Origin of the sequence: Ahrensia sp. 13_GOM-1096m (assembly GCF_000620605.1) — a bacterium.
Lineage (GTDB): Bacteria > Pseudomonadota > Alphaproteobacteria > Rhizobiales > Rhizobiaceae > Ahrensia > Ahrensia kielensis.
In genome coordinates this window covers 15,928-33,105 of sequence record NZ_JIAX01000011.1, presented here as the reverse complement: position 1 = coordinate 33,105, position 17,178 = coordinate 15,928, and the positions used below count along the sequence as shown (strand labels likewise).

Here is a 17,178-nt window from a genome sequence, read left to right as displayed (position 1 = left end):
TGTCTTGAATGTTAATCGCCGTGACCTGCAATCATCATGGCTTCATAGGCCAAGCGCTCAGTTTTTTTCATGCGTTCAGATTCAGATTTAAGCTGGCCGCATGCTGCTAGAATGTCCTGTCCGCGCGGTGTGCGGATCGGCGATGCGTAACCATTGGCGTTGATGAAATCGGCAAATTCTTCAATCTTATCCCAGTCAGAACATTCATAGTCTGAACCTGGCCATTTATTAAATGGAATGAGATTGATTTTCGACGGTATGCCTTTGAGCAAGCGCACCAGCTCTTTTGCATCTGCAAGCGAATCATTGACGCCTTTAAGCATGACATATTCAAAGGTGATGCGGCGTGCGTTCGACAGGCCGGGGTAATTGCGGCATGCCTCAAGCAATTTCTCAAGCGGATATTTTTTGTTGATAGGCACCAGCACATCGCGCAATTCGTCGTTCACAGCGTGAAGCGAAATTGCCAACATCGCACCGGTTTCTTCGCCGATTTTGATGATGTTGGGCACAACACCGGAGGTTGAGAGCGTGACGCGGCGTTTAGAAAGAGACAGCCCGTCGCCATCGGTAAATACATTCATCGCATCGCGTACATTGTCATGATTATAGAGCGGCTCGCCCATACCCATCATGACAATATTGGTAACCTTGCGGCCTTCGCTTGGCACAATCGCACCGGCAGGCGTATCAATATCGGGAAAATCACCCAAGCGTTTACGCGCTAGAATAACCTGCGCCACGATTTCACCAGATGTCAGATTGCGCACCAGCTTTTGTGTGCCCGTATGGCAAAATGTACAGGTAAGTGTGCAGCCGACTTGGCTTGAAACGCACAATGTGCCGCGGCCTTGTTCTGGAATATAAACAGTTTCGATTTCAACCGGTGCACCTGCCCCGCGTGAAGGAAAGCGCATGAGCCATTTGCACGTTCCGTCAACGGAAATTTGCTCTTCGACAATCTCAGGCCCGGCAATGGTGAACTTGTCTTTTAAAAGGCCGCGCAATTCTTTGCCAAGATTTGACATAAGGTCAAAATCATCGACACCGCGAATATAAAGCCAATGCCAAAGCTGCTGCGTGCGCATTCTGACCTGCTTTTCAGCAACGCCTGCATCGCGCAGCGCCTCACCCATTTGTTCGCGCGTTAAACCGATCAGTGTTGGACGTTGATCCATAAACTGATTGGCGCTGAGCGCGCTGCGTGTTTCTTTATTCGTCAGGTCGAGTGAAAGAGCCATAATACAAACTACTGTTTTAATTTAGCGCGGCCTATCATGAATTGATGGTCCCGTCACTATCGTGTGCTGCATAGGTTAAATGCAAGAAAGGCCGGACATTGCTGCCCGACCGTCTAATGATTGAAATCCCGTAGGATTTAAATGCAAGAATTATTTAAATTACTTGCAAGCCTGAATAGCATTGAGCGCGGCCGTGATGCCGGACAATGAATATTCATAAGATGTGTTTGTGCCACGGCGCGAAACAGCTTTGATGCTCATTTTTGAGCCAGCGCGCATCGCAGCAACAATAGCTGGATCTTCGGCGGCATTTTCTGTCCAAGCCGTATTGGCTTTTGAGAAGAATGAGAAGTTCTTGCCATCAATCGTGACGGTGACTTTTGATGATTCTTTTAACGTGTAGCCAGCAATGAATTGCGGCTCATAAGAAACGTTGGAGCCTCGGCGCTGTGTTACCACAAAGAAATTATCACCATGGTTTACAGAAGCTGGCGCGTTTGATGTCGGAACGGAGACTGCATAGCAGACCTTACCGTTTGCACCCTGATAGCTGATCGCGCTCCAGTCATTGAATTGGCCAATTCGGTTCGGCGTTTGTGCAGAAGCGACAGCCGTTGCAGCGAAAAGTGCGCCTGCGGCTAGAATTGACGTTGTTATTTTAGATCCCTGAAACATATATCCTACCACTTTTGTGGGTTTGGCGATGACGACGCGATGCGAACTCTGCCGCCGCGGTTAGCTTTGAAAATGGCTTAATGCGGTTACTAAAGCTTAAACAAAAGCTTTAAAATGTGATTTTTTCTCAAAGCGGCCCGTTTAAACCCTAGTCTGAAGTCCCTAAGGTCGTGGTGTTCCCCAAAAACGGCAAGAGTTTGGCCTAAAAATAAAATATTGCGTGAATTCTTGTAATCATGCCCTACAATTGTGTCATGGGAGAATTTTCAAACGTGTTGACGTCGGACCACCAACTATATGAGCACTGAACTGCAAAAAGAGTTTGCCGTGCTTGCATTGCGCGTTGCCACATCAAAAGACCGGCAGGCTTTTGCTCAACTGTTTGATTATTTTGCACCGCGCTTGAAAAGTTATTTACGCAGCTTGAATATGAGCGATGGTGCTGCCGAAGATTTAACGCAAGAGGTGATGCTCGTTCTTTGGCATAAAGCGCATCTTTATGACGCCTCAAAATCATCGCTCAGCACATGGCTTTTTCGTGTGGCGCGAAACCGGCGCATTGATCTTGCGCGCCGTGATAAATCGGCTCTTTTAAACCCTGATGAACCGCTTTTGCAGCCTGCAAGCGTTCAGCCTGCCGATGAGGCCATGGATGATGACCAACGCGATGAGCGGGTGCAATTGGCTATGGCATCTTTGCCGCAAGAGCAGATCGAACTTGTTCGGCAGGCGTTTTTTTTAGGGCTTTCACATAGTCAGATTTCAGAACAGACCGGCTTGCCGCTAGGCACAGTTAAATCGCGCATACGCCTCGCATTTGGGCGTTTGCGGCGGGCGCTTGAAAATGATGCGCTGGTCGATACCGAGTTTTAAATATCGTCGCTTTTCTCGGCAAGTGCCTGCCTTGCTGCCAAACGGTGTGCATCCGTGATGTGGGAGCGAACAGCACCAATTGCGGCCATGATGACCGCCAAATCATCCGTAAAGCCGAGGCCTAGAATAAAATCTGGCACTATATCCAAAGGCAGCACGAAATAGGCCAAAGCCGCGAGCAATGTGCCGCGCACTCTGGTTGGGGTTTCTTTGTCGAGGGCGCAGTAATAGGCGGCGGTTACTTCTTCGCCCATTGGCAGAATATTTGCTGCCTTGCGCAAGGTAGACCAGAATTTTTCGCGCACTCTTTCCTCACGGTTGTTGCGCTGGCGCTCCGAACCGGGTTCTAGGATTTCTTCTATTTTATCGCTCTTCATTTGCATAATCTATAAATGGTGATTGCTTTCGTGTGCTTCAAGCTTTCGAAGCATTTTCACCACAACGTTTATGCTGCTGCTTTGTTCATTCTGGCCGCCAATTTAACATCCAATTCAGTAATGCCGCCGCTATCATGTGTGGTCAGCGTCACCTCAACACGGTTGTACACATTGAACCATTCAGGGTGGTGGTTCATTTTTTCAGCAACAATCGCCATTTTGGTCATGAAACCAAATGCGTTGACGAAGTTCGAAAATTTGAATTTTTTAGATATGGACTTGCCGTCGCCGGAAAGCTCCCAGCCTTCAAGCTCTGCAAGGGCAGTGTTCAATTCGTCTTGATTAAGCGTTGGTTTCGCCATGATGTTTCTCCTCGTTACATAGAGACTTAACGCATCGCACTAATTTTAGGATTAGTTGTGATGATTTTGCAGGTTATGAACCTCAAGACGTCAGAAACGTATTAACTAGTTTCGTAAAATTTTGTCGTTGATCAATGTGAACAGAGTGACCTGCCTCAATCTGCGCGAACTCGGTATTGTTTCGGCGTACGGCCATGGCCCTTAATTCAGTTTCATCGCAGACACGGCTCTCGCTGCCTGAAATAACAAGAGCTGGACAGTGACTTTGAAGCCAAATACTCCAGTGATCTCCGTTGGTTGCTTGCTCAGATATGAGAAACTCCGCTGGATCAAAATTTAGTGTCCAGCCTTCTGCGACACGGTGAATGGATTTTTGAAGGTAAGGTGCAAGTCGAGCTCCTAGTCGATCTTCAAGTTCTTCGCGTAGGCGAAAAGTGCCGGTCCAGCGCTCTACAAAGGGTGCGGAGTCGTCCTGAATATGCACGCCGATATCCTCGATAATCATTGCTGAAACTTTATCTGGGTGTTTTGCGGCAAGATGATAGGCGACGATGCCGCCAAAGGAATGCCCTAAAACTGGTATGGATTCTTGAATTCCAAGGTGATCGAGCAGGGCAACGACATCGTCAACATAAGATGCCATGTCATGTGCAACTCCATGATCTGTTTCGCCAAAGCCACGTTGATCGAGGGCTATGACCCGCCAGGCCGGCCCCATGTCGGTGGCAAAATCAGCAAAATCGGATGCGCCCATCCAGTGTCCGTGGAGAGCTAGAAGCGGCTTTCCATCGCCTCCCATATCGAGGAATGAAAAGACCACGCCATCATGTTCAAAACTGTGCCTATTCATAGGGCTCACCTCTTAAAGATAAAGCAAATCCCTACTTGGTTTAGGGCGGATTTTGCAAGCCATCAAGGACTAATTATTTGAGCGTCAAAGACTTCTTAAGCGCCGTATATCTATCAGGCTAAAGATGTTGAGCCTCAAGCTGAGTTTGATAATATTGATCACGTGTCAGCGGGTATATTTCTTCGCGAAGGTAAGGGCCGCCGCCAATCGAATCGCGCGATGACATGAGTACGAATTCTTTGATTTTAACCGGCGGTGCATAAAATCCGCCGCGCTCAGACAAAAAGCGGGCAGCGCGTTCAGCCGTTACATTACGCAGACGCGCAATCGTAATATGGGGTGTGAATTTACGCGGGTCGGCAGGCAAGTTTAGCCTTTGGCATGTGCGTTCTATGTCTTCCTGCAATTCGTAAATTTCAGGGCAGCTTTTGGGAACTGCAAACAAGGAATGTGGTTTCTTGCCGCCAAACACACCAAGGCCGCAAAGCGTTAGATCAAATGGTTTGCGATCAATGCGCCCCATTTCAAACGCCACTTCATCGGCGATATGATTTTCAAGATCGCCCATAAAGCGCAATGTTAGATGATAGTTTTCCGGATCGATAAATCGGGCACCGGGCAGGCCGCCGCGCATCATTGATAAATGCATCATAGTGGCGTGCGGTAGTTCCAAGGCGGCAAACAAACGTGGCATCAGACGATCCCCATTAACTGCGCGATTTGGCGAGCAAATCACTTTTCCCCTTTAAGTGAGCCGATCATGGTTTTGTAACAGATGCAAGACAACGCTCGAATTCTACTCAGTCTTTTGCGCGGCGAGGTAAGTTTCAAGAAAGGGCAGAAAGTTCTCAACCATGATTTTTACGCCCTCTTTTGTGGGGTGAATACCATCTGCCTGCATCAGTTCAGGATTGGTAATCGCACCCTCAAGAAAGAAAGGATAAAGCGGCACATCATGCTTTTCAGCCAGCTCGGCGTAGATTTTATTGAAGGCTGCGCCATAGGCATCGCCCATATTTGGCGGCGCAATCATGCCAACAAGAAGAACATCAATGTTGCGGGCTTTCAGCGCTTCAATCATCTGGTCAAGATTTTGGCGCGTAATCTCCGGCTGAATACCGCGCAAGGCATCATTGCCGCCAAGTTCTAATATGACAAAGTCGGTATTATCGGGTACTGACCATTCAAGCCGCGCAAGGCCGCCCGATGACGTATCGCCAGAAACACCCGCATTGGCGATTGCAATGTCGTGGCCTTTTTCACGAAGCACGGCTTGTAAATGGTCTGGAAAACCGTTTCCGTTTTCAAGTTGGTAACCGGCCATGAGACTGTCGCCAAAGCCAACGCCTTGCAGTTTTTCTGCGTGAACAGGCGTCATGGCAAACATTACAATTAGTCCACATAACGAAAAAGTGCGCGACAATAATTTGAACATTGATACAGAATTCCCATTTAACGTTACGCTAGCTCAACAGTCTCCCCTACCATATAGGAAGTAATTACCGTGTCTGAACCCGTGATCGACTTAAAAAATGTCAATTTGAAGTTGGGCGAGGGTGCAAGTGCCGTTCATGTTCTCAAAGATGTGGACCTGACGATTGATGCGGGCGAAGCGATTGGCATTATCGGCCCGTCGGGCTCAGGCAAGACAACATTGCTGATGGTGCTGGCGGGATTAGAGCATGCCGATAGCGGCACGGTGACGGTTGCTGGCGCTAAACTTAGCGGCATGAGCGAAGATGCAATTGCGCAGTTCCGCGGTAAGAATATCGGGTTCGTCTTCCAGTCCTTCCATTTGATTGCCAATATGACAGCGCTTGAAAATGTCGCCGTACCATTGGAACTTGCCGGTGTTGCGGATGCGTTTGATATTGCGCGCGCTGAGCTTGAGGCCGTTGGCCTTGGCCACCGCCTCACACATTATCCGGGACAATTATCTGGCGGTGAACAGCAGCGCGTTGCTGTAGCACGTGCGCTTGCGCCAAATCCGAAAATTCTAATTGCGGATGAACCAACAGGTAATCTTGATTCGGCAACGGGCGAACAGATTTCAGAACTTATTTTCAAAAAGCAAAAAGAACGCGGTATGACTTTTGTGCTTGTTACGCATGATGCCGCGCTTGCTGCGTCTTGCGACCGCAAGGTTCGCGTAAATTCCGGCATTGTGGAAGCTGATGCCAAAGCAAAATCAAAGACGGCGGCTTAACATGAGCAATGCGAATATGATTGCGCTGGCATGGCGTTTTGCATGCCGTGAAATTCGCGGCGGCCTTTCGGGGTTTTACGTGTTCCTTGCCTGTATTGCGCTCGGCACCGCTGCCATTGGCGGTGTTAATGCGGTCAGCCAAGCGGTCACGCAAGGTATCGAATCAGAAGGCAGCACCATTCTTGGCGGCGATGTGCGGTTTGAACTTAATCAGCGCGATGCGACGCCTGATGAATTTGCAACGCTTCAAAATCTTGGCGATGTGGCAGTTAGTGCCAATAGTCGTTCCATGGCGCGGCTTGCGGACCAGTCTGATCAGGCCTTGGTTGAGGTTAAAGCGGTTGATCAGGCCTATCCTCTTTATGGGGAATTTAAGACCGAGCCTGCCTATGAGTATGATGTGCTTGCAAAGCGCGATGGTGCCTTTGGGGCAATTGTTCAACCACTGTTTTTAGACCGCCTTAATCTCGCGGTTGGCGATAATGTGTTGGTTGGCAACGAGACCTATCAGATACGCGGTATCATCAATGAAGAGCCCGATGCGCTATCGGACGGCATTGGTTTTGCACCGCGGCTTGTCATGAGCACGCAGGGGCTTGAAGCATCAGGGCTCATCCAGCCCGGATCGCTTGTCGAGCGGGTTTATAAAATCCGCATGCCGCAAGGCACGCAAAGCGATGATATTAAAGCTGCGATTGCCAGCGCAAATGCTTCGCATCCAGATGCGGGTTGGTCCACGCGTTCACGCGGCAATGCGGCGCCAGCGCTTTCATCTAATGTTGAACGCTTTGCGCAGTTTTTAACGCTTGTTGGTTTGACCGCGCTGGTGACCGGCGGGGTTGGTGTGGCCAATGCAGTGCGCGCTTTTCTCGATTCAAAACGCAATGTTATTGCGACGTTTAAATGTTTGGGCGCACCGGGCGATCTGGTGTCGCTGATTTATCTTTTCCAAATCTTGATTGTTGGTGCGATCGGCATTGGCTTTGGTTTAATCTTGGCGATGATTGCGCCGATTGCTGCCAAGGCGGCATTGGCGGGTGTTATCCCGCTACCAACAACCGGTTTTCTTTATCCGGGTGCGTTGGGCCTCGCTGTGTTGTTTTCTACGCTCACAATATTTGTATTTGCACTTTTGCCGCTTGGCCGTGCACGCGATATTGCCGCGTCTAGCCTTTTTAGAGATCAAAATCTGACCGCTAACAGTCTGCCGCGCTTTGTCTATTGGGCAGGTGCACTTGTTGCTGCGCTTTTACTGGCGGGGCTTGCGATTTACTTCTCTGTTGATCGCCAAATCGCCGCCTATTTTCTTGGCGGTGTTCTGTTCGCATTTGTGGTTTTGCGGTTTGTGTCGCTGCTGCTTATGGCAGCCGCACGCCGTGTCGGTACGATCAAAGGCACGCCGCTTCGCCTTGCTGTCGGCAATATTCACCGCCCAGGCGCTTTAACACCATCTGTGGTTTTGGCGCTTGGTCTTGGTCTCACATTGCTGGTAACGCTAGCGCTTATTGATAGTAATTTGCGCAGTCAAATTGCGGGCAATATTACCGAGCGTGCGCCGAATTTCTTCTTTGTTGATATTCAATCCAATGTCGTGGAAAATTTCGCAACGCTGGTTGAAAATGAAGTGCAAGACAATGGCAAGCTGGTGCGTGTGCCGATGCTGCGTGGCCGCGTTATTGCGCTTAACGAGCAAGATGTTGCTACCATTAATGTGCCACCAGAAGCGCGATGGGTTCTGCGCGGTGATCGCGGTATTACCTATGCGAAAAACATCCCTGAAAACTCAACTCTCTCAGAGGGAACTTGGTGGAATGCTGATTATGTTGGCGAACCGCTGGTGTCTTTTGCTGCCGAAGAAGCGGGCGAATTGGGTCTCACCATTGGTGACACGGTAACGGTCAATGTTCTTGGCCGGAATATCACGGCGAAAATTGCCAATTTGCGCCAAGTGGAATGGGAAAGCCTTGCGATCAATTTCGTGATGGTTTTCTCGCCCAATACATTTGCAGGTGCGCCCCATTCATGGCTTGCAACGCTGACCATGCCAGAAGCTGACAGTGCGACCGAGAAAGCTATTTTGACCTCTGTGACGCAGTCTTTTCCGGCTGTTACGACGGTGCGGGTGAAAGACGCGATTGATGTGGTCAACCGTGTTGTTGGTCAGCTAGCAACAGCTATTCGCGCTGCGGCATCTGTTGCGCTCATTGCCTCGGTTCTGGTTTTGGCAGGCGCGCTTGCCGCTGGTAACCGCGCACGGGTTCACGATGCGGTTGTTCTTAAAACGCTTGGGGCGACGCGCCGAACGCTTATCGCTGCTTTTGTGACCGAATATGCGCTTTTGGGTGCTGCAACGGCCGTTTTTGCTTTGGGCGCAGGTGGCTTTGCGGCTTGGTTTATCGTCAGCCGCATTATGACGCTTCCTTGGACTTTTGAGCCAAATATTGCTGCGGCTACGATTATCATCGCGCTGGTTTGCACGGTGGGTTTTGGCCTCGCAGGCACATGGCGAGTCTTGGGACAAAAAGCAGCACCGGTGCTGCGCAACCTATAGAAGCCGCCAAGTTCGTTAATAGAATCGTTTCGTTTGTTAACGAATTGATCTCGAATTCAGTAAAAACGTCAAATCGGCGTTTTTTACTACGATTCTTGAGTCTTATGGTCTTGTTTTGACCAAATATTCTTATCATATTGGTTACAGGCATGCTGGAGTCCCGCCAGCGGCGCCTCGGTTTCAAAAATAGCTTTGAAATCGGACACCCGACGGGACACTTTGCTAGATTTAGAGGTCACTATGGCTGAATATCAAAATTATCAAAAAACCGCACAGACGGCTGGTCGCTATGATGCGAGCGTCGATGCTGGTCTGCGTTCTTATATGTTGCGCGTCTATAATATGATGGGCGGCGGTCTTGCCATTACAGGTTTGACTGCTTTGGCAACTGTTTCATTGGCAACGACTGTTGATCCGTCTCAGGCTGTAGCGCAGTTGGGCAACGGTAAAATGCTAACGAACTTCGGTTCATTGCTTTACGGCTCGCCTTTGCGCTGGGTTGTTATGCTTGCGCCGCTTGCACTCGTTTTCTTTATGGGTTTCCGTATCGAAAATATTAAAGCATCAACAGCAAGCACCATGTTCTGGGCATTCGCTGCTTTGATGGGCGTTTCAATGTCGTCAATCTTCCTCGTTTACACATCGGGTTCGGTTGTTCAGACATTCTTTATCACTGCGACCGCATTCGCTTCGCTTTCGCTTTATGGTTATACAACCAAGCGTGATCTGACAGGCATGGGCTCATTCCTTATCATGGGCGTGATTGGTCTATTGCTTGCGATGGTTGTGAATATCTTCATGCAATCATCTGCACTTCAGTTCGCAATTTCTGGTATCGGTGTTTTGATCTTTGCAGGTCTAACTGCTTACGATACGCAGAAAATCAAAGAAATGTTCTATGGTGGCGATAGCGGCGAAACTATCTCCAAGAAAGCAACAATGGGCGCTTTGTCGCTTTATCTGGACTTCATTAATATGTTCCAATTCTTGTTGTATTTCCTCGGTAATCGCGAGTGATTTGAACAAAAATAACTTTCAAAAGGCGGTCTTCGGGCCGCCTTTTTTGTTTCGCAGCTAAAGATTCTTGAGTATCAGATGAGTACCTATTGGAGTGTGCTATGTCTGAACTAATAATCCGTGATGTCGTTGCAGAGGATATTGCTACAATCACCGCTATTTACCGCGAAGCTGTTTTGCATGGCACGGCGAGTTTTGAACTTGATCCGCCTGACGAAGCCGAAATGTTGATGCGGATGGAAGCCATTAAGGATGTCGGCTTTCCTTATATCGTCGGCGTCGATGCCAATAATACGCTTCTTGGTTATGCCTATGCGAACACATTTAGAAGCAGGCCAGCATTTCGCTGGTGTATCGAAAACTCGGTCTACATTGATGATAAGGCGCAAGGTCAGGGTATCGGCGGCAAATTAATGGCTGAGTTGATCGCGCGTTGCACGCAACTTGGCTTTCGCCAAATGGTAGGCGTTATTGGCGGCGGGGTAGAGCACCGCGCTTCAATTCGATTGCATGAAAAGCTTGGATTTAATCATATTGGTATCATGCCTGCGACGGGCTTTAAGCATGGAAAATGGCTTGATTCGGTGTTTATGCAGCTATCGCTCGGCGAGGGTGCTGACACAGATCCTGATTTGGATGCTTATCCGGGCACATTATATCGGCAAAAAACCAAGCCTTAAAGCGCTAGTCTGATTGAACGAGTTTGATCGCTTTATCGAAAACCTTTAGCACCTGCTTTAAATCATGACCGCGTTTAATGACTTGTCCTGCCGCTGTAATAACACTGTAAGCGCCTTGTTTTTGGGCGCGCTTAGGGTCTTTTTCAATCCGGAAGAGCGGCATTTCTGAGGTTCGTTTGAACACTGAAAATACAGCTCTGTCCTGTAGATGATCAATGGCGTAATCACGCCAATCCCCGCCTGCCACCATAAAAGAATAAACCTGCAAAATCTGGTCGAGTTCACGGCGGTCGAACTTTACTTCAGTCTTTTGGTCTTTTTTGCGGGCATCTATAATCGATACGACATTGTCGACGCTATTGCTTTGTTGGCTGATGATTTTCTCCATCGGTTTGTGCGATGGTCGCTTGAATTTACCAACTTTGCAAGCGCCGCCCTATATTGTGCCGCTTGAGATTATAAGTCCTTAATTCCGGCTTAACGGCTTGCTCACAAAGTCGTACATTTGCAGTTGAAGCGTGATCGGTCGTCACAGTCTCGCCGTATTTCTGCCGTGCGCGTGCCGCACTTAAAATCAATGCTTTGAGGGCTAACGCGGTCCATTCAAGCCCGATCGGGCGTGTTAGTTACCCTAGCACCGTTTGAAATCGAGCGGATGCCTACGGCCGGTTCTACGATTGTTGGGATTCTCTAGCCCCCAGCCCCTTCCAGCAACATTGAACCGGCCTAAAGGGCAGCAAATTCCACTTTGATTATGATTTTTGTTTCATCAACTTTGCTGCGCCGAGAATTGTACCGGGCGAATTTTCATCCGTGATCGCTTGAAGCAATACCGCGCAGCCATCGGCATCATGGGCGTTGATTTCATTGATTGGAATATCAATGCTCATCGACATGCCGTCCCACATGCCTAAAACTACGGTGTCTATAACTGAGTTTTTATAGTTGATGTTTTTGCCAGCATTTTCGCCTTGTTGAATATCTACCGGTGCTTCTGTTTTGAAATAGACCATCATGAGTTTCACACCAGCGGCTTTTGGCACTGAACCTTCGCCAACTTTGACCGTGATACGATTGCCGTTTTTCGTGATTGAAACAGGTACGCTAAGACTATTTCCTTGAGCGGTATCGCTCGCCAGTTTCTCGCGAATAGAATCACTGCGAGAGCCTACTTCATGCGACTGGCCATTGATGACGGCTTGCGGCGTATAAACACTGCGCGCATTAAATGTTTTGCGATACTCATATTGGCGCGCGGTATTCTTCGGCGTTGCAAGCGTGTCTTTCCAGCCAATATAATCCCAATAATCAACATGGTAAGACAGCGCTAAAACATCATCGCGCTCGATGAATTCTTCCAATGCGGCATCGGCTGGTGGGCAAGATGAGCAACCTTGGCTCGTAAATAATTCAACGACGCCAGTAAGTTTGGCTACGTTTTGCGCTATCGCTGTTGTTCCCAAGCAGAGGCTAAACGCGACGCTTGAGAGCGCGACACGCGCCCATTGGGTGATTTTCATCTTGGCTACCTTCATCGTTCTCATTGAATATCAGCCTAGATAGTCATGACCTCACTGAAAACTCACTTTACGGTGAGGAGCGATAAAGTGAAGAGCTTAATATGTGATGGATTGCTGCTCGATCACAAAATATCTCAACTGGAATGCGTCAACATGGTCTTATTTTGAGCGCCTAGAGACACGTTAAGCAGTGACGAATTGAGAAATTTCAACATTACCACGGAGTAATCCGTGTTGGATAAGGCGGCACCAAAAGATGCCGCCTTAAATTTGTTTAGTTCAGATCAAAGCGATCAAGGTTCATCACTTTTGTCCAAGCTGCAACGAAGTCACGGGCAAATTTTTCTTTTGCATCGCTCATTGCGTAAACTTCAGCTGTTGAACGCAGGATTGAGTTTGAACCAAAAACAAGATCGGCGCGTGTGCCTGTCCATTTGACATCGCCGGTTTTGCGGTCACGACCTTCGAACAATTCTTCTGTATCGTCGGTTGATTTCCACTCGGTTGCCATGTCGAGCAAATTGACAAAAAAGTCATTGCTCAATGTGCCTGGCTTGTCAGTGAACACACCATGTTTTGAACCATGCGCATTGGCATTAAGAGCACGAAGACCGCCGACTAGAACGGTCATTTCAGGCACTGTGAGCGTGAGCAATTGTGCTCTGTCGATCAGCAATGCTTCTGTTGAGCGTAGATCAGCCGTGTTCTTATAGTTGCGGAAACCGTCATATTTAGGTTCGATAACATCGAACGAATCAATGTCTGTCAGTTCCTGCGTTGTGTCAGTGCGGCCCGGTGTAAATGGCACAGTAATGCTGCCACCTGCTGCCTTTTCGATACCGACAGAACCACCAAGAATGATAAGATCTGCAATGGAAACATTGCCGCTAAAATCTTTCTTGATGCCTTCGTAAACATCCAGCACTTTTGATAGTTCAGCTGGATTGTTGACATCCCAGTTTTTGTGCGGCTCAAGGCGAATACGTGCGCCATTAGCACCGCCGCGGCGGTCTGAACCGCGGAAGGTTGCAGCCGATGCCCAAGCTGTTGAGACCAGCTGCTCAACGGTCAAACCAGAAGCTGTAATCATTTGTTTAAGTTCAGCGATTTCTTTGTCGCCAATCATTGGACCTTCATGGGCTGGAACAGGGTCCTGCCAAAGCAAGACTTCTGATGGTACTTCTTCGCCCAGATAACGTGTTGTTGGACCCATATCGCGGTGTGTGAGTTTGAACCATGCACGTGCATAAGCATCCGCAAATTCTGCCGGATTCTCATGGAAGTGTTTTGAGATTTTGGCGTATTCAGGGTCCATTTTGAGCGCCATATCAGCCGTCGTCATCATCAGCGGTTCTGTGCGTGATGCATCATGGGCAGCGGGTGCTTGCGCAGCATTAGAGCTTGCTGTTGGTTGCCATTGAACATGGCCAGCAGGGCTTTTTACCTGTTCCCATTCATTGCCAAGAAGGGCATCAAAATAGCCCATGTCCCACTTTGTTGGGTTGGTTGTCCATGCGCCTTCAAAACCGGCCGTTGTCGTGTCGCCGCCTTTGCCTGTGCCATGGCTGTTGGCCCAGCCAAAACCTTGAGCTGCCATGCCAGCGCCTTCCGGCTCGCGGCCGACTTTTTCTTCAGGGCCAGCGCCGTGGCCTTTACCGAATGTATGTCCACCAGCAATAAGAGCTACGGTTTCATAATCATTCATCGCCATACGTGCGAAAGTATCGCGAATATCAAATGCAGATTTTAGCGGATCAGGCACGCCGTTCGGGCCTTCAGGGTTTACATAGATCAAACCCATTTGAACTGCACCGAGCGGGTTGGCGAGTTCGCGTTCGCCGCTATAGCGTTTGTCGCCTAACCATTCGGTTTCTGGACCCCAGTAAATATCTTCTTCTGGTTCCCACACATCTTCGCGGCCGCCAGCAAAGCCAAATGTTTTAAAGCCCATCGTTTCCATCGCGACATTGCCGGTCAGGATCATCAAGTCAGCCCAAGAAATCTGCTTGCCGTATTTTTGTTTAATCGGCCATAGCAGGCGGCGCGCTTTATCAAGGTTGCCATTATCAGGCCAAGAGTTAAGCGGTGCAAAGCGCTGTGAGCCAGACGATGAACCACCGCGACCATCATAGGTGCGGTATGTGCCTGCGCTGTGCCAAGCCATGCGGATGAACAAGCCGCCATAATGACCATAATCGGCAGGCCACCAATCCTGACTATCAGTCATCAGATCAGCGAGATCTTTTTTAACCGCTTGAAGGTCCAGCTTTTTGAACTCTTCGGCATAGTTAAAATCGTCACCCATTGGGTCAATTTCAACTGAATTCTGATTTAGAATTTTCAAGTTCAACTGATCTGGCCACCAGCTCATATTGGCAGCATTACCGGTTGCCAGCGTTTGCTTGGAACCATGTGCGACGGGGCATTTTCCCGGCTCGTTGCTCATATCGTTCATGTTGAACTCCTCAGTGTTCGTGGGCGCTTGCTTGCGCTTTATGATCGTTTGTTTGTGATAGGGCTTCGTAACAGAAATATGTCATTAGGCGAAGTTGAATTAATTGATAGAGGTGATAAGTTTAGCTTATGAACGGATTGACCCTTAAACAGCTCCGCTACTTTGATGCACTTGCGCGGCATAATCATTTTGGCCGCGCTGCGGATGCTTGCGCTATTTCGCAGCCTGCACTTTCGATGCAAATTAAAGAGCTTGAAGAATCGGTTGGTGCTGCGCTGTTTGAACGGGGTCCGAAAACGATACGTTTAACGCGGTTTGGCGAAGAATTTGTCATACGCATCCGTTCCATTTTGCGCTCCATTGATGAGCTTGGTGATATGGCGCGCGCGGCACGCGGCGGTGTGCTCGAACGGCTTCGTTTAGGTGTCATACCAACGATCGCGCCTTACATGTTACCATCGGTTATTCGGGGTTTGACAAATAAATTTCCCGGCCTTGATATTCATGTGCGCGAAACCCAAACGCAAAAACTGATCAATGAACTTAATGACGGACGGCTGGACGCTGCGTTGGTGGCATTGCCCGCCTCTGAAAAATCGCTTTTTGAGATGCCGCTTTTTGAAGAGAAATTTGTTCTCGTGCGGCCGCAAAGCGATGCAAGAAAGCCGATTCCTCACATTGAAAAATTAGCTGAAATGCGCTTGCTGCTTTTAGAAGAAGGCCATTGTTTCCGCGAGCAAGCGCTTTCATTTTGTTCGATCAAACCGGAACAACCGCGTGATGGCCTCGATGGTAGTTCGCTCTCAACCTTGGTGCAAATGGTCAGCGCCGGTATTGGTGTGACGCTTATTCCAGAAATGGCGGTTCGCGTTGAAACCCGTTCTGCATCGGTGTCGATCAATCATTTTGATGCGCCCGAACCAAGCCGCACGATTGGCATGGTTTGGCGCAAAACAAATCGCTTGAGCGACCAACTTATGCAAATCGGCGAGGTCATACGGGCAGCGGGATAAACTCCTCATTATCATCGGGTGGCAATTGAAAGCGGCCATGTTGCCAATCGCCTTTTGCCCAAGAGGCTTTGGCGTCGTCGATTTTCTCTTTTGATGAGGCAACAAAGTTCCACCAGATATGACGCGGACCGCCAAGCGTTGCACCGCCCAGCAAAATCAGACGCGCACCGGCTGGCCCTGCGGTCAAGCTCAATTTATCGCCGGGGCGAAACACCATCATCTGGCCTTGAGTGAAATTATCCCCCGCGACATCAATAGAACCTTGTGTGACATAGATGCCGCGATCTTCATGATTGTCGGGCAGGGGAAGCGCTGCGCCTGCCTCTAAAATCGCATCGGCATAAAACATCTCGGTGAAGGTTTTGGTGGGTGCTTTTTGCCCGTAAGCATCGCCGATAATCAGGCGCACCTGTTTGCCTTCGCCTTCTAAAAACGGCAAAGCATCTGCGCCGTGATGTTCAAACGCTGCGCCCGTATCTTCGGCCTCTTCGGGCAGCGCCACCCATGTTTGAATACCGAACAAAGAGCTTGGCCCTTGGCGCGTATTGGCGCTGGTGCGCTCAGAATGCGTGACGCCATTGCCAGCAATCATCCAGTTGACTTCACCTGGATAAATCATCTGATTGGTACCAAGAGAATCGCGGTGCTGAAATTCACCCTTATAAAGATATGTCACCGTCGCCAAGCCGATATGCGGGTGCGGGCGCACATCAATGCCTTGATCGGTTAGAAATTCTGCTGGCCCCATCTGATCGAAAAAGATAAATGGACCGACCATCTGGCGTTTGGGCGAAGGCAATGCACGGCGTACCTCAAAACCCGCAACATCGCGCGCACGCGGCACGATCAATGTTTCGATTAAATCCATGCTCGACGCATCGGGGCAGTGTGGTTCGATTGTTGGGTTCCAGCTCATTTAACTATCCTTTTTGTGACCCGACCAAACATCTTCCCATTCGGGATGACGTTTGAACTGCGCATGGGCAAATGGGCAAAGCGGAATGATTTTCTTGCCCGCAGCGCGCACATCGGCAATGGCGCGTTCAACCAGTTTTAGGCCAACGCCTTGACCGCGATAAAATTCCGGCACGCCGGTGTGGTCAATGATCATCAATTTTTCGCCCGCTTTGGAAAATGTCATTTCCGCTTCGGGATTATCGCCATCGCGGTAAATGTAACGTCCGCCGCTCGTCGTTTCTTCAAGGTCGATATGAAATGTCATGATTGGTCTCCTTGAAAATAGATTAGCGAACATAATGATTATGGCAATGGAGCGTTTTGAAGACAGTGTGTTTCAAGACATGCCTGTGCGATCACCGCCCATGATTTGGATGGCGTTCAACGGCCTTTAACTAGGA

19 protein-coding genes are annotated in these 17,178 nt (G+C 49.2%); 7 read left to right on the top strand and 12 right to left on the bottom strand.

Annotated elements, in window-relative coordinates; all coding sequences use genetic code 11:
* Positions 1 to 11: 11 nt before the first annotated feature.
* Entirely contained in the window at positions 12 to 1,178 is a 1,167-nt protein-coding gene (rlmN, locus tag N530_RS0107935; RefSeq protein ID WP_247869183.1) for a 23S rRNA (adenine(2503)-C(2))-methyltransferase RlmN, read from the bottom strand.
* 222 nt (positions 1,179 to 1,400) lie between these two features.
* On the bottom strand, positions 1,401 to 1,916 hold the full coding sequence (locus tag N530_RS0107930; RefSeq protein ID WP_026480268.1) for an invasion associated locus B family protein: 516 nt from the start codon (positions 1,914 to 1,916) through the stop codon (positions 1,401 to 1,403).
* A gap of 297 nt (positions 1,917 to 2,213) precedes the next feature.
* Between N530_RS0107930 and N530_RS0107925 the strand changes: the two genes are divergently transcribed.
* Complete coding sequence (locus N530_RS0107925; RefSeq protein WP_026480267.1) at positions 2,214 to 2,789, top strand: sigma-70 family RNA polymerase sigma factor; 576 nt, start codon at positions 2,214 to 2,216, stop codon at positions 2,787 to 2,789.
* Here N530_RS0107925 and N530_RS0107920 read toward each other — a convergent pair.
* The 5 genes from N530_RS0107920 to N530_RS0107900 form a co-directional block, all read right to left on the bottom strand.
* On the bottom strand, positions 2,786 to 3,166 hold the full coding sequence (locus N530_RS0107920; protein WP_026480266.1) for a YkvA family protein: 381 nt from the start codon (positions 3,164 to 3,166) through the stop codon (positions 2,786 to 2,788). The two genes, N530_RS0107925 and N530_RS0107920, sit on opposite strands and share 4 nt — an antisense overlap.
* A 68-nt stretch (positions 3,167 to 3,234) precedes the next feature.
* Positions 3,235 to 3,528, bottom strand: coding sequence for a 4a-hydroxytetrahydrobiopterin dehydratase (locus tag N530_RS0107915; RefSeq protein WP_026480265.1), 294 nt, complete (start codon positions 3,526 to 3,528; stop codon positions 3,235 to 3,237).
* A gap of 82 nt (positions 3,529 to 3,610) precedes the next feature.
* Positions 3,611 to 4,378, bottom strand: a complete 768-nt coding sequence (locus N530_RS0107910; protein WP_026480264.1) for an alpha/beta fold hydrolase — start codon at positions 4,376 to 4,378, stop codon at positions 3,611 to 3,613.
* 118 nt (positions 4,379 to 4,496) lie between these two features.
* Positions 4,497 to 5,072, bottom strand: coding sequence for an RNA 2',3'-cyclic phosphodiesterase (thpR, locus tag N530_RS0107905; protein WP_026480263.1), 576 nt, complete (start codon positions 5,070 to 5,072; stop codon positions 4,497 to 4,499).
* A 102-nt stretch (positions 5,073 to 5,174) separates the two neighbouring features.
* Complete coding sequence (locus N530_RS0107900) at positions 5,175 to 5,765, bottom strand: arylesterase (protein WP_202899047.1); 591 nt, start codon at positions 5,763 to 5,765, stop codon at positions 5,175 to 5,177.
* Between the two features lie 117 nt (positions 5,766 to 5,882).
* Here N530_RS0107900 and N530_RS0107895 point away from each other — a divergent pair, with 117 nt between their 5' ends.
* From N530_RS0107895 to N530_RS0107880, 4 genes are all read left to right on the top strand, one after another.
* Positions 5,883 to 6,584: an ABC transporter ATP-binding protein gene (locus N530_RS0107895; protein WP_026480261.1), complete on the top strand. Its 702-nt coding sequence runs from the start codon at positions 5,883 to 5,885 to the stop codon at positions 6,582 to 6,584.
* A 1-nt stretch (position 6,585) separates the two neighbouring features.
* Positions 6,586 to 9,135 carry an ABC transporter permease gene (locus tag N530_RS0107890; RefSeq protein WP_026480260.1) on the top strand — a complete coding sequence of 850 codons (2,550 nt, stop codon included), beginning with the start codon at positions 6,586 to 6,588 and terminating at the stop codon, positions 9,133 to 9,135.
* Positions 9,136 to 9,375: 240 nt separating this feature from the next.
* Entirely contained in the window at positions 9,376 to 10,152 is a 777-nt protein-coding gene (locus N530_RS0107885) for a Bax inhibitor-1/YccA family protein (protein WP_026480259.1), read from the top strand.
* Between the two features lie 101 nt (positions 10,153 to 10,253).
* The gene (locus N530_RS0107880; RefSeq protein WP_026480258.1) at positions 10,254 to 10,832 is read left to right on the top strand and encodes a GNAT family N-acetyltransferase; all 579 of its coding nucleotides are present in this window, start codon (positions 10,254 to 10,256) and stop codon (positions 10,830 to 10,832) included.
* Positions 10,833 to 10,836: 4 nt separating this feature from the next.
* On the opposite strand, the gene N530_RS0107875 is transcribed toward N530_RS0107880, so the two are convergent.
* The 3 genes from N530_RS0107875 to katG all read right to left on the bottom strand — a co-directional run bounded on the left by N530_RS0107875 (position 10,837) and on the right by katG (position 14,807).
* Positions 10,837 to 11,220 (bottom strand): DUF2794 domain-containing protein, encoded by a 384-nt coding sequence (locus N530_RS0107875; RefSeq protein ID WP_035266704.1) that lies wholly within the window; start codon positions 11,218 to 11,220, stop codon positions 10,837 to 10,839.
* A 364-nt stretch (positions 11,221 to 11,584) separates the two neighbouring features.
* Entirely contained in the window at positions 11,585 to 12,352 is a 768-nt protein-coding gene (locus N530_RS0107870) for a thioredoxin family protein (RefSeq protein ID WP_026480256.1), read from the bottom strand.
* 274 nt (positions 12,353 to 12,626) lie between these two features.
* Positions 12,627 to 14,807: a catalase/peroxidase HPI gene (gene katG / locus N530_RS0107865; protein ID WP_026480255.1), complete on the bottom strand. Its 2,181-nt coding sequence runs from the start codon at positions 14,805 to 14,807 to the stop codon at positions 12,627 to 12,629.
* A 128-nt stretch (positions 14,808 to 14,935) separates the two neighbouring features.
* Here katG and N530_RS0107860 point away from each other — a divergent pair, with 128 nt between their 5' ends.
* Positions 14,936 to 15,820 (top strand): hydrogen peroxide-inducible genes activator, encoded by an 885-nt coding sequence (locus N530_RS0107860; protein ID WP_026480254.1) that lies wholly within the window; start codon positions 14,936 to 14,938, stop codon positions 15,818 to 15,820.
* Here N530_RS0107860 and N530_RS0107855 read toward each other — a convergent pair.
* Both N530_RS0107855 and N530_RS0107850 read right to left on the bottom strand, forming a co-directional pair.
* Entirely contained in the window at positions 15,801 to 16,736 is a 936-nt protein-coding gene (locus N530_RS0107855) for a pirin family protein (RefSeq protein WP_026480253.1), read from the bottom strand. The two genes, N530_RS0107860 and N530_RS0107855, sit on opposite strands and share 20 nt — an antisense overlap.
* The gene (locus N530_RS0107850; protein WP_026480252.1) at positions 16,737 to 17,042 is read right to left on the bottom strand and encodes a GNAT family N-acetyltransferase; all 306 of its coding nucleotides are present in this window, start codon (positions 17,040 to 17,042) and stop codon (positions 16,737 to 16,739) included. It abuts the gene before it with no gap.
* Between N530_RS0107850 and N530_RS19405 the strand changes: the two genes are divergently transcribed.
* Complete coding sequence (locus tag N530_RS19405; protein ID WP_018689860.1) at positions 17,041 to 17,172, top strand: hypothetical protein; 132 nt, start codon at positions 17,041 to 17,043, stop codon at positions 17,170 to 17,172. The two genes, N530_RS0107850 and N530_RS19405, sit on opposite strands and share 2 nt — an antisense overlap.
* The last annotated feature ends 6 nt before the right edge of the window (positions 17,173 to 17,178 follow it).

Bases quoted from the DNA above. Each gene is read 5' to 3' on its own strand.
- rlmN (WP_247869183.1), bottom strand. From the start codon at position 1,178: ATGGATCAACGTCCAACACTGATCGGTTTAACGCGCGAACAAATGGGT.
- thpR (WP_026480263.1), bottom strand. From the start codon at position 5,072: ATGCCACGTTTGTTTGCCGCCTTGGAACTACCGCACGCCACTATGATG.
- N530_RS0107875 (WP_035266704.1), bottom strand. From the start codon at position 11,220: ATGGAGAAAATCATCAGCCAACAAAGCAATAGCGTCGACAATGTCGTA.
- N530_RS19405 (WP_018689860.1), top strand. From the start codon at position 17,041: ATGATTGGTCTCCTTGAAAATAGATTAGCGAACATAATGATTATGGCA.
- N530_RS0107925 (WP_026480267.1), top strand. From the start codon at position 2,214: ATGAGCACTGAACTGCAAAAAGAGTTTGCCGTGCTTGCATTGCGCGTT.
- N530_RS0107850 (WP_026480252.1), bottom strand. From the start codon at position 17,042: ATGACATTTCATATCGACCTTGAAGAAACGACGAGCGGCGGACGTTAC.
- N530_RS0107900 (WP_202899047.1), bottom strand. From the start codon at position 5,765: ATGTTTGCCATGACGCCTGTTCACGCAGAAAAACTGCAAGGCGTTGGC.
- N530_RS0107860 (WP_026480254.1), top strand. From the start codon at position 14,936: ATGAACGGATTGACCCTTAAACAGCTCCGCTACTTTGATGCACTTGCG.
- N530_RS0107920 (WP_026480266.1), bottom strand. From the start codon at position 3,166: ATGAAGAGCGATAAAATAGAAGAAATCCTAGAACCCGGTTCGGAGCGC.
- N530_RS0107930 (WP_026480268.1), bottom strand. From the start codon at position 1,916: ATGTTTCAGGGATCTAAAATAACAACGTCAATTCTAGCCGCAGGCGCA.
- N530_RS0107910 (WP_026480264.1), bottom strand. From the start codon at position 4,378: ATGAATAGGCACAGTTTTGAACATGATGGCGTGGTCTTTTCATTCCTC.
- N530_RS0107885 (WP_026480259.1), top strand. From the start codon at position 9,376: ATGGCTGAATATCAAAATTATCAAAAAACCGCACAGACGGCTGGTCGC.
- katG (WP_026480255.1), bottom strand. From the start codon at position 14,807: ATGAACGATATGAGCAACGAGCCGGGAAAATGCCCCGTCGCACATGGT.
- N530_RS0107855 (WP_026480253.1), bottom strand. From the start codon at position 16,736: ATGAGCTGGAACCCAACAATCGAACCACACTGCCCCGATGCGTCGAGC.
- N530_RS0107915 (WP_026480265.1), bottom strand. From the start codon at position 3,528: ATGGCGAAACCAACGCTTAATCAAGACGAATTGAACACTGCCCTTGCA.
- N530_RS0107880 (WP_026480258.1), top strand. From the start codon at position 10,254: ATGTCTGAACTAATAATCCGTGATGTCGTTGCAGAGGATATTGCTACA.
- N530_RS0107890 (WP_026480260.1), top strand. From the start codon at position 6,586: ATGAGCAATGCGAATATGATTGCGCTGGCATGGCGTTTTGCATGCCGT.
- N530_RS0107870 (WP_026480256.1), bottom strand. From the start codon at position 12,352: ATGAAAATCACCCAATGGGCGCGTGTCGCGCTCTCAAGCGTCGCGTTT.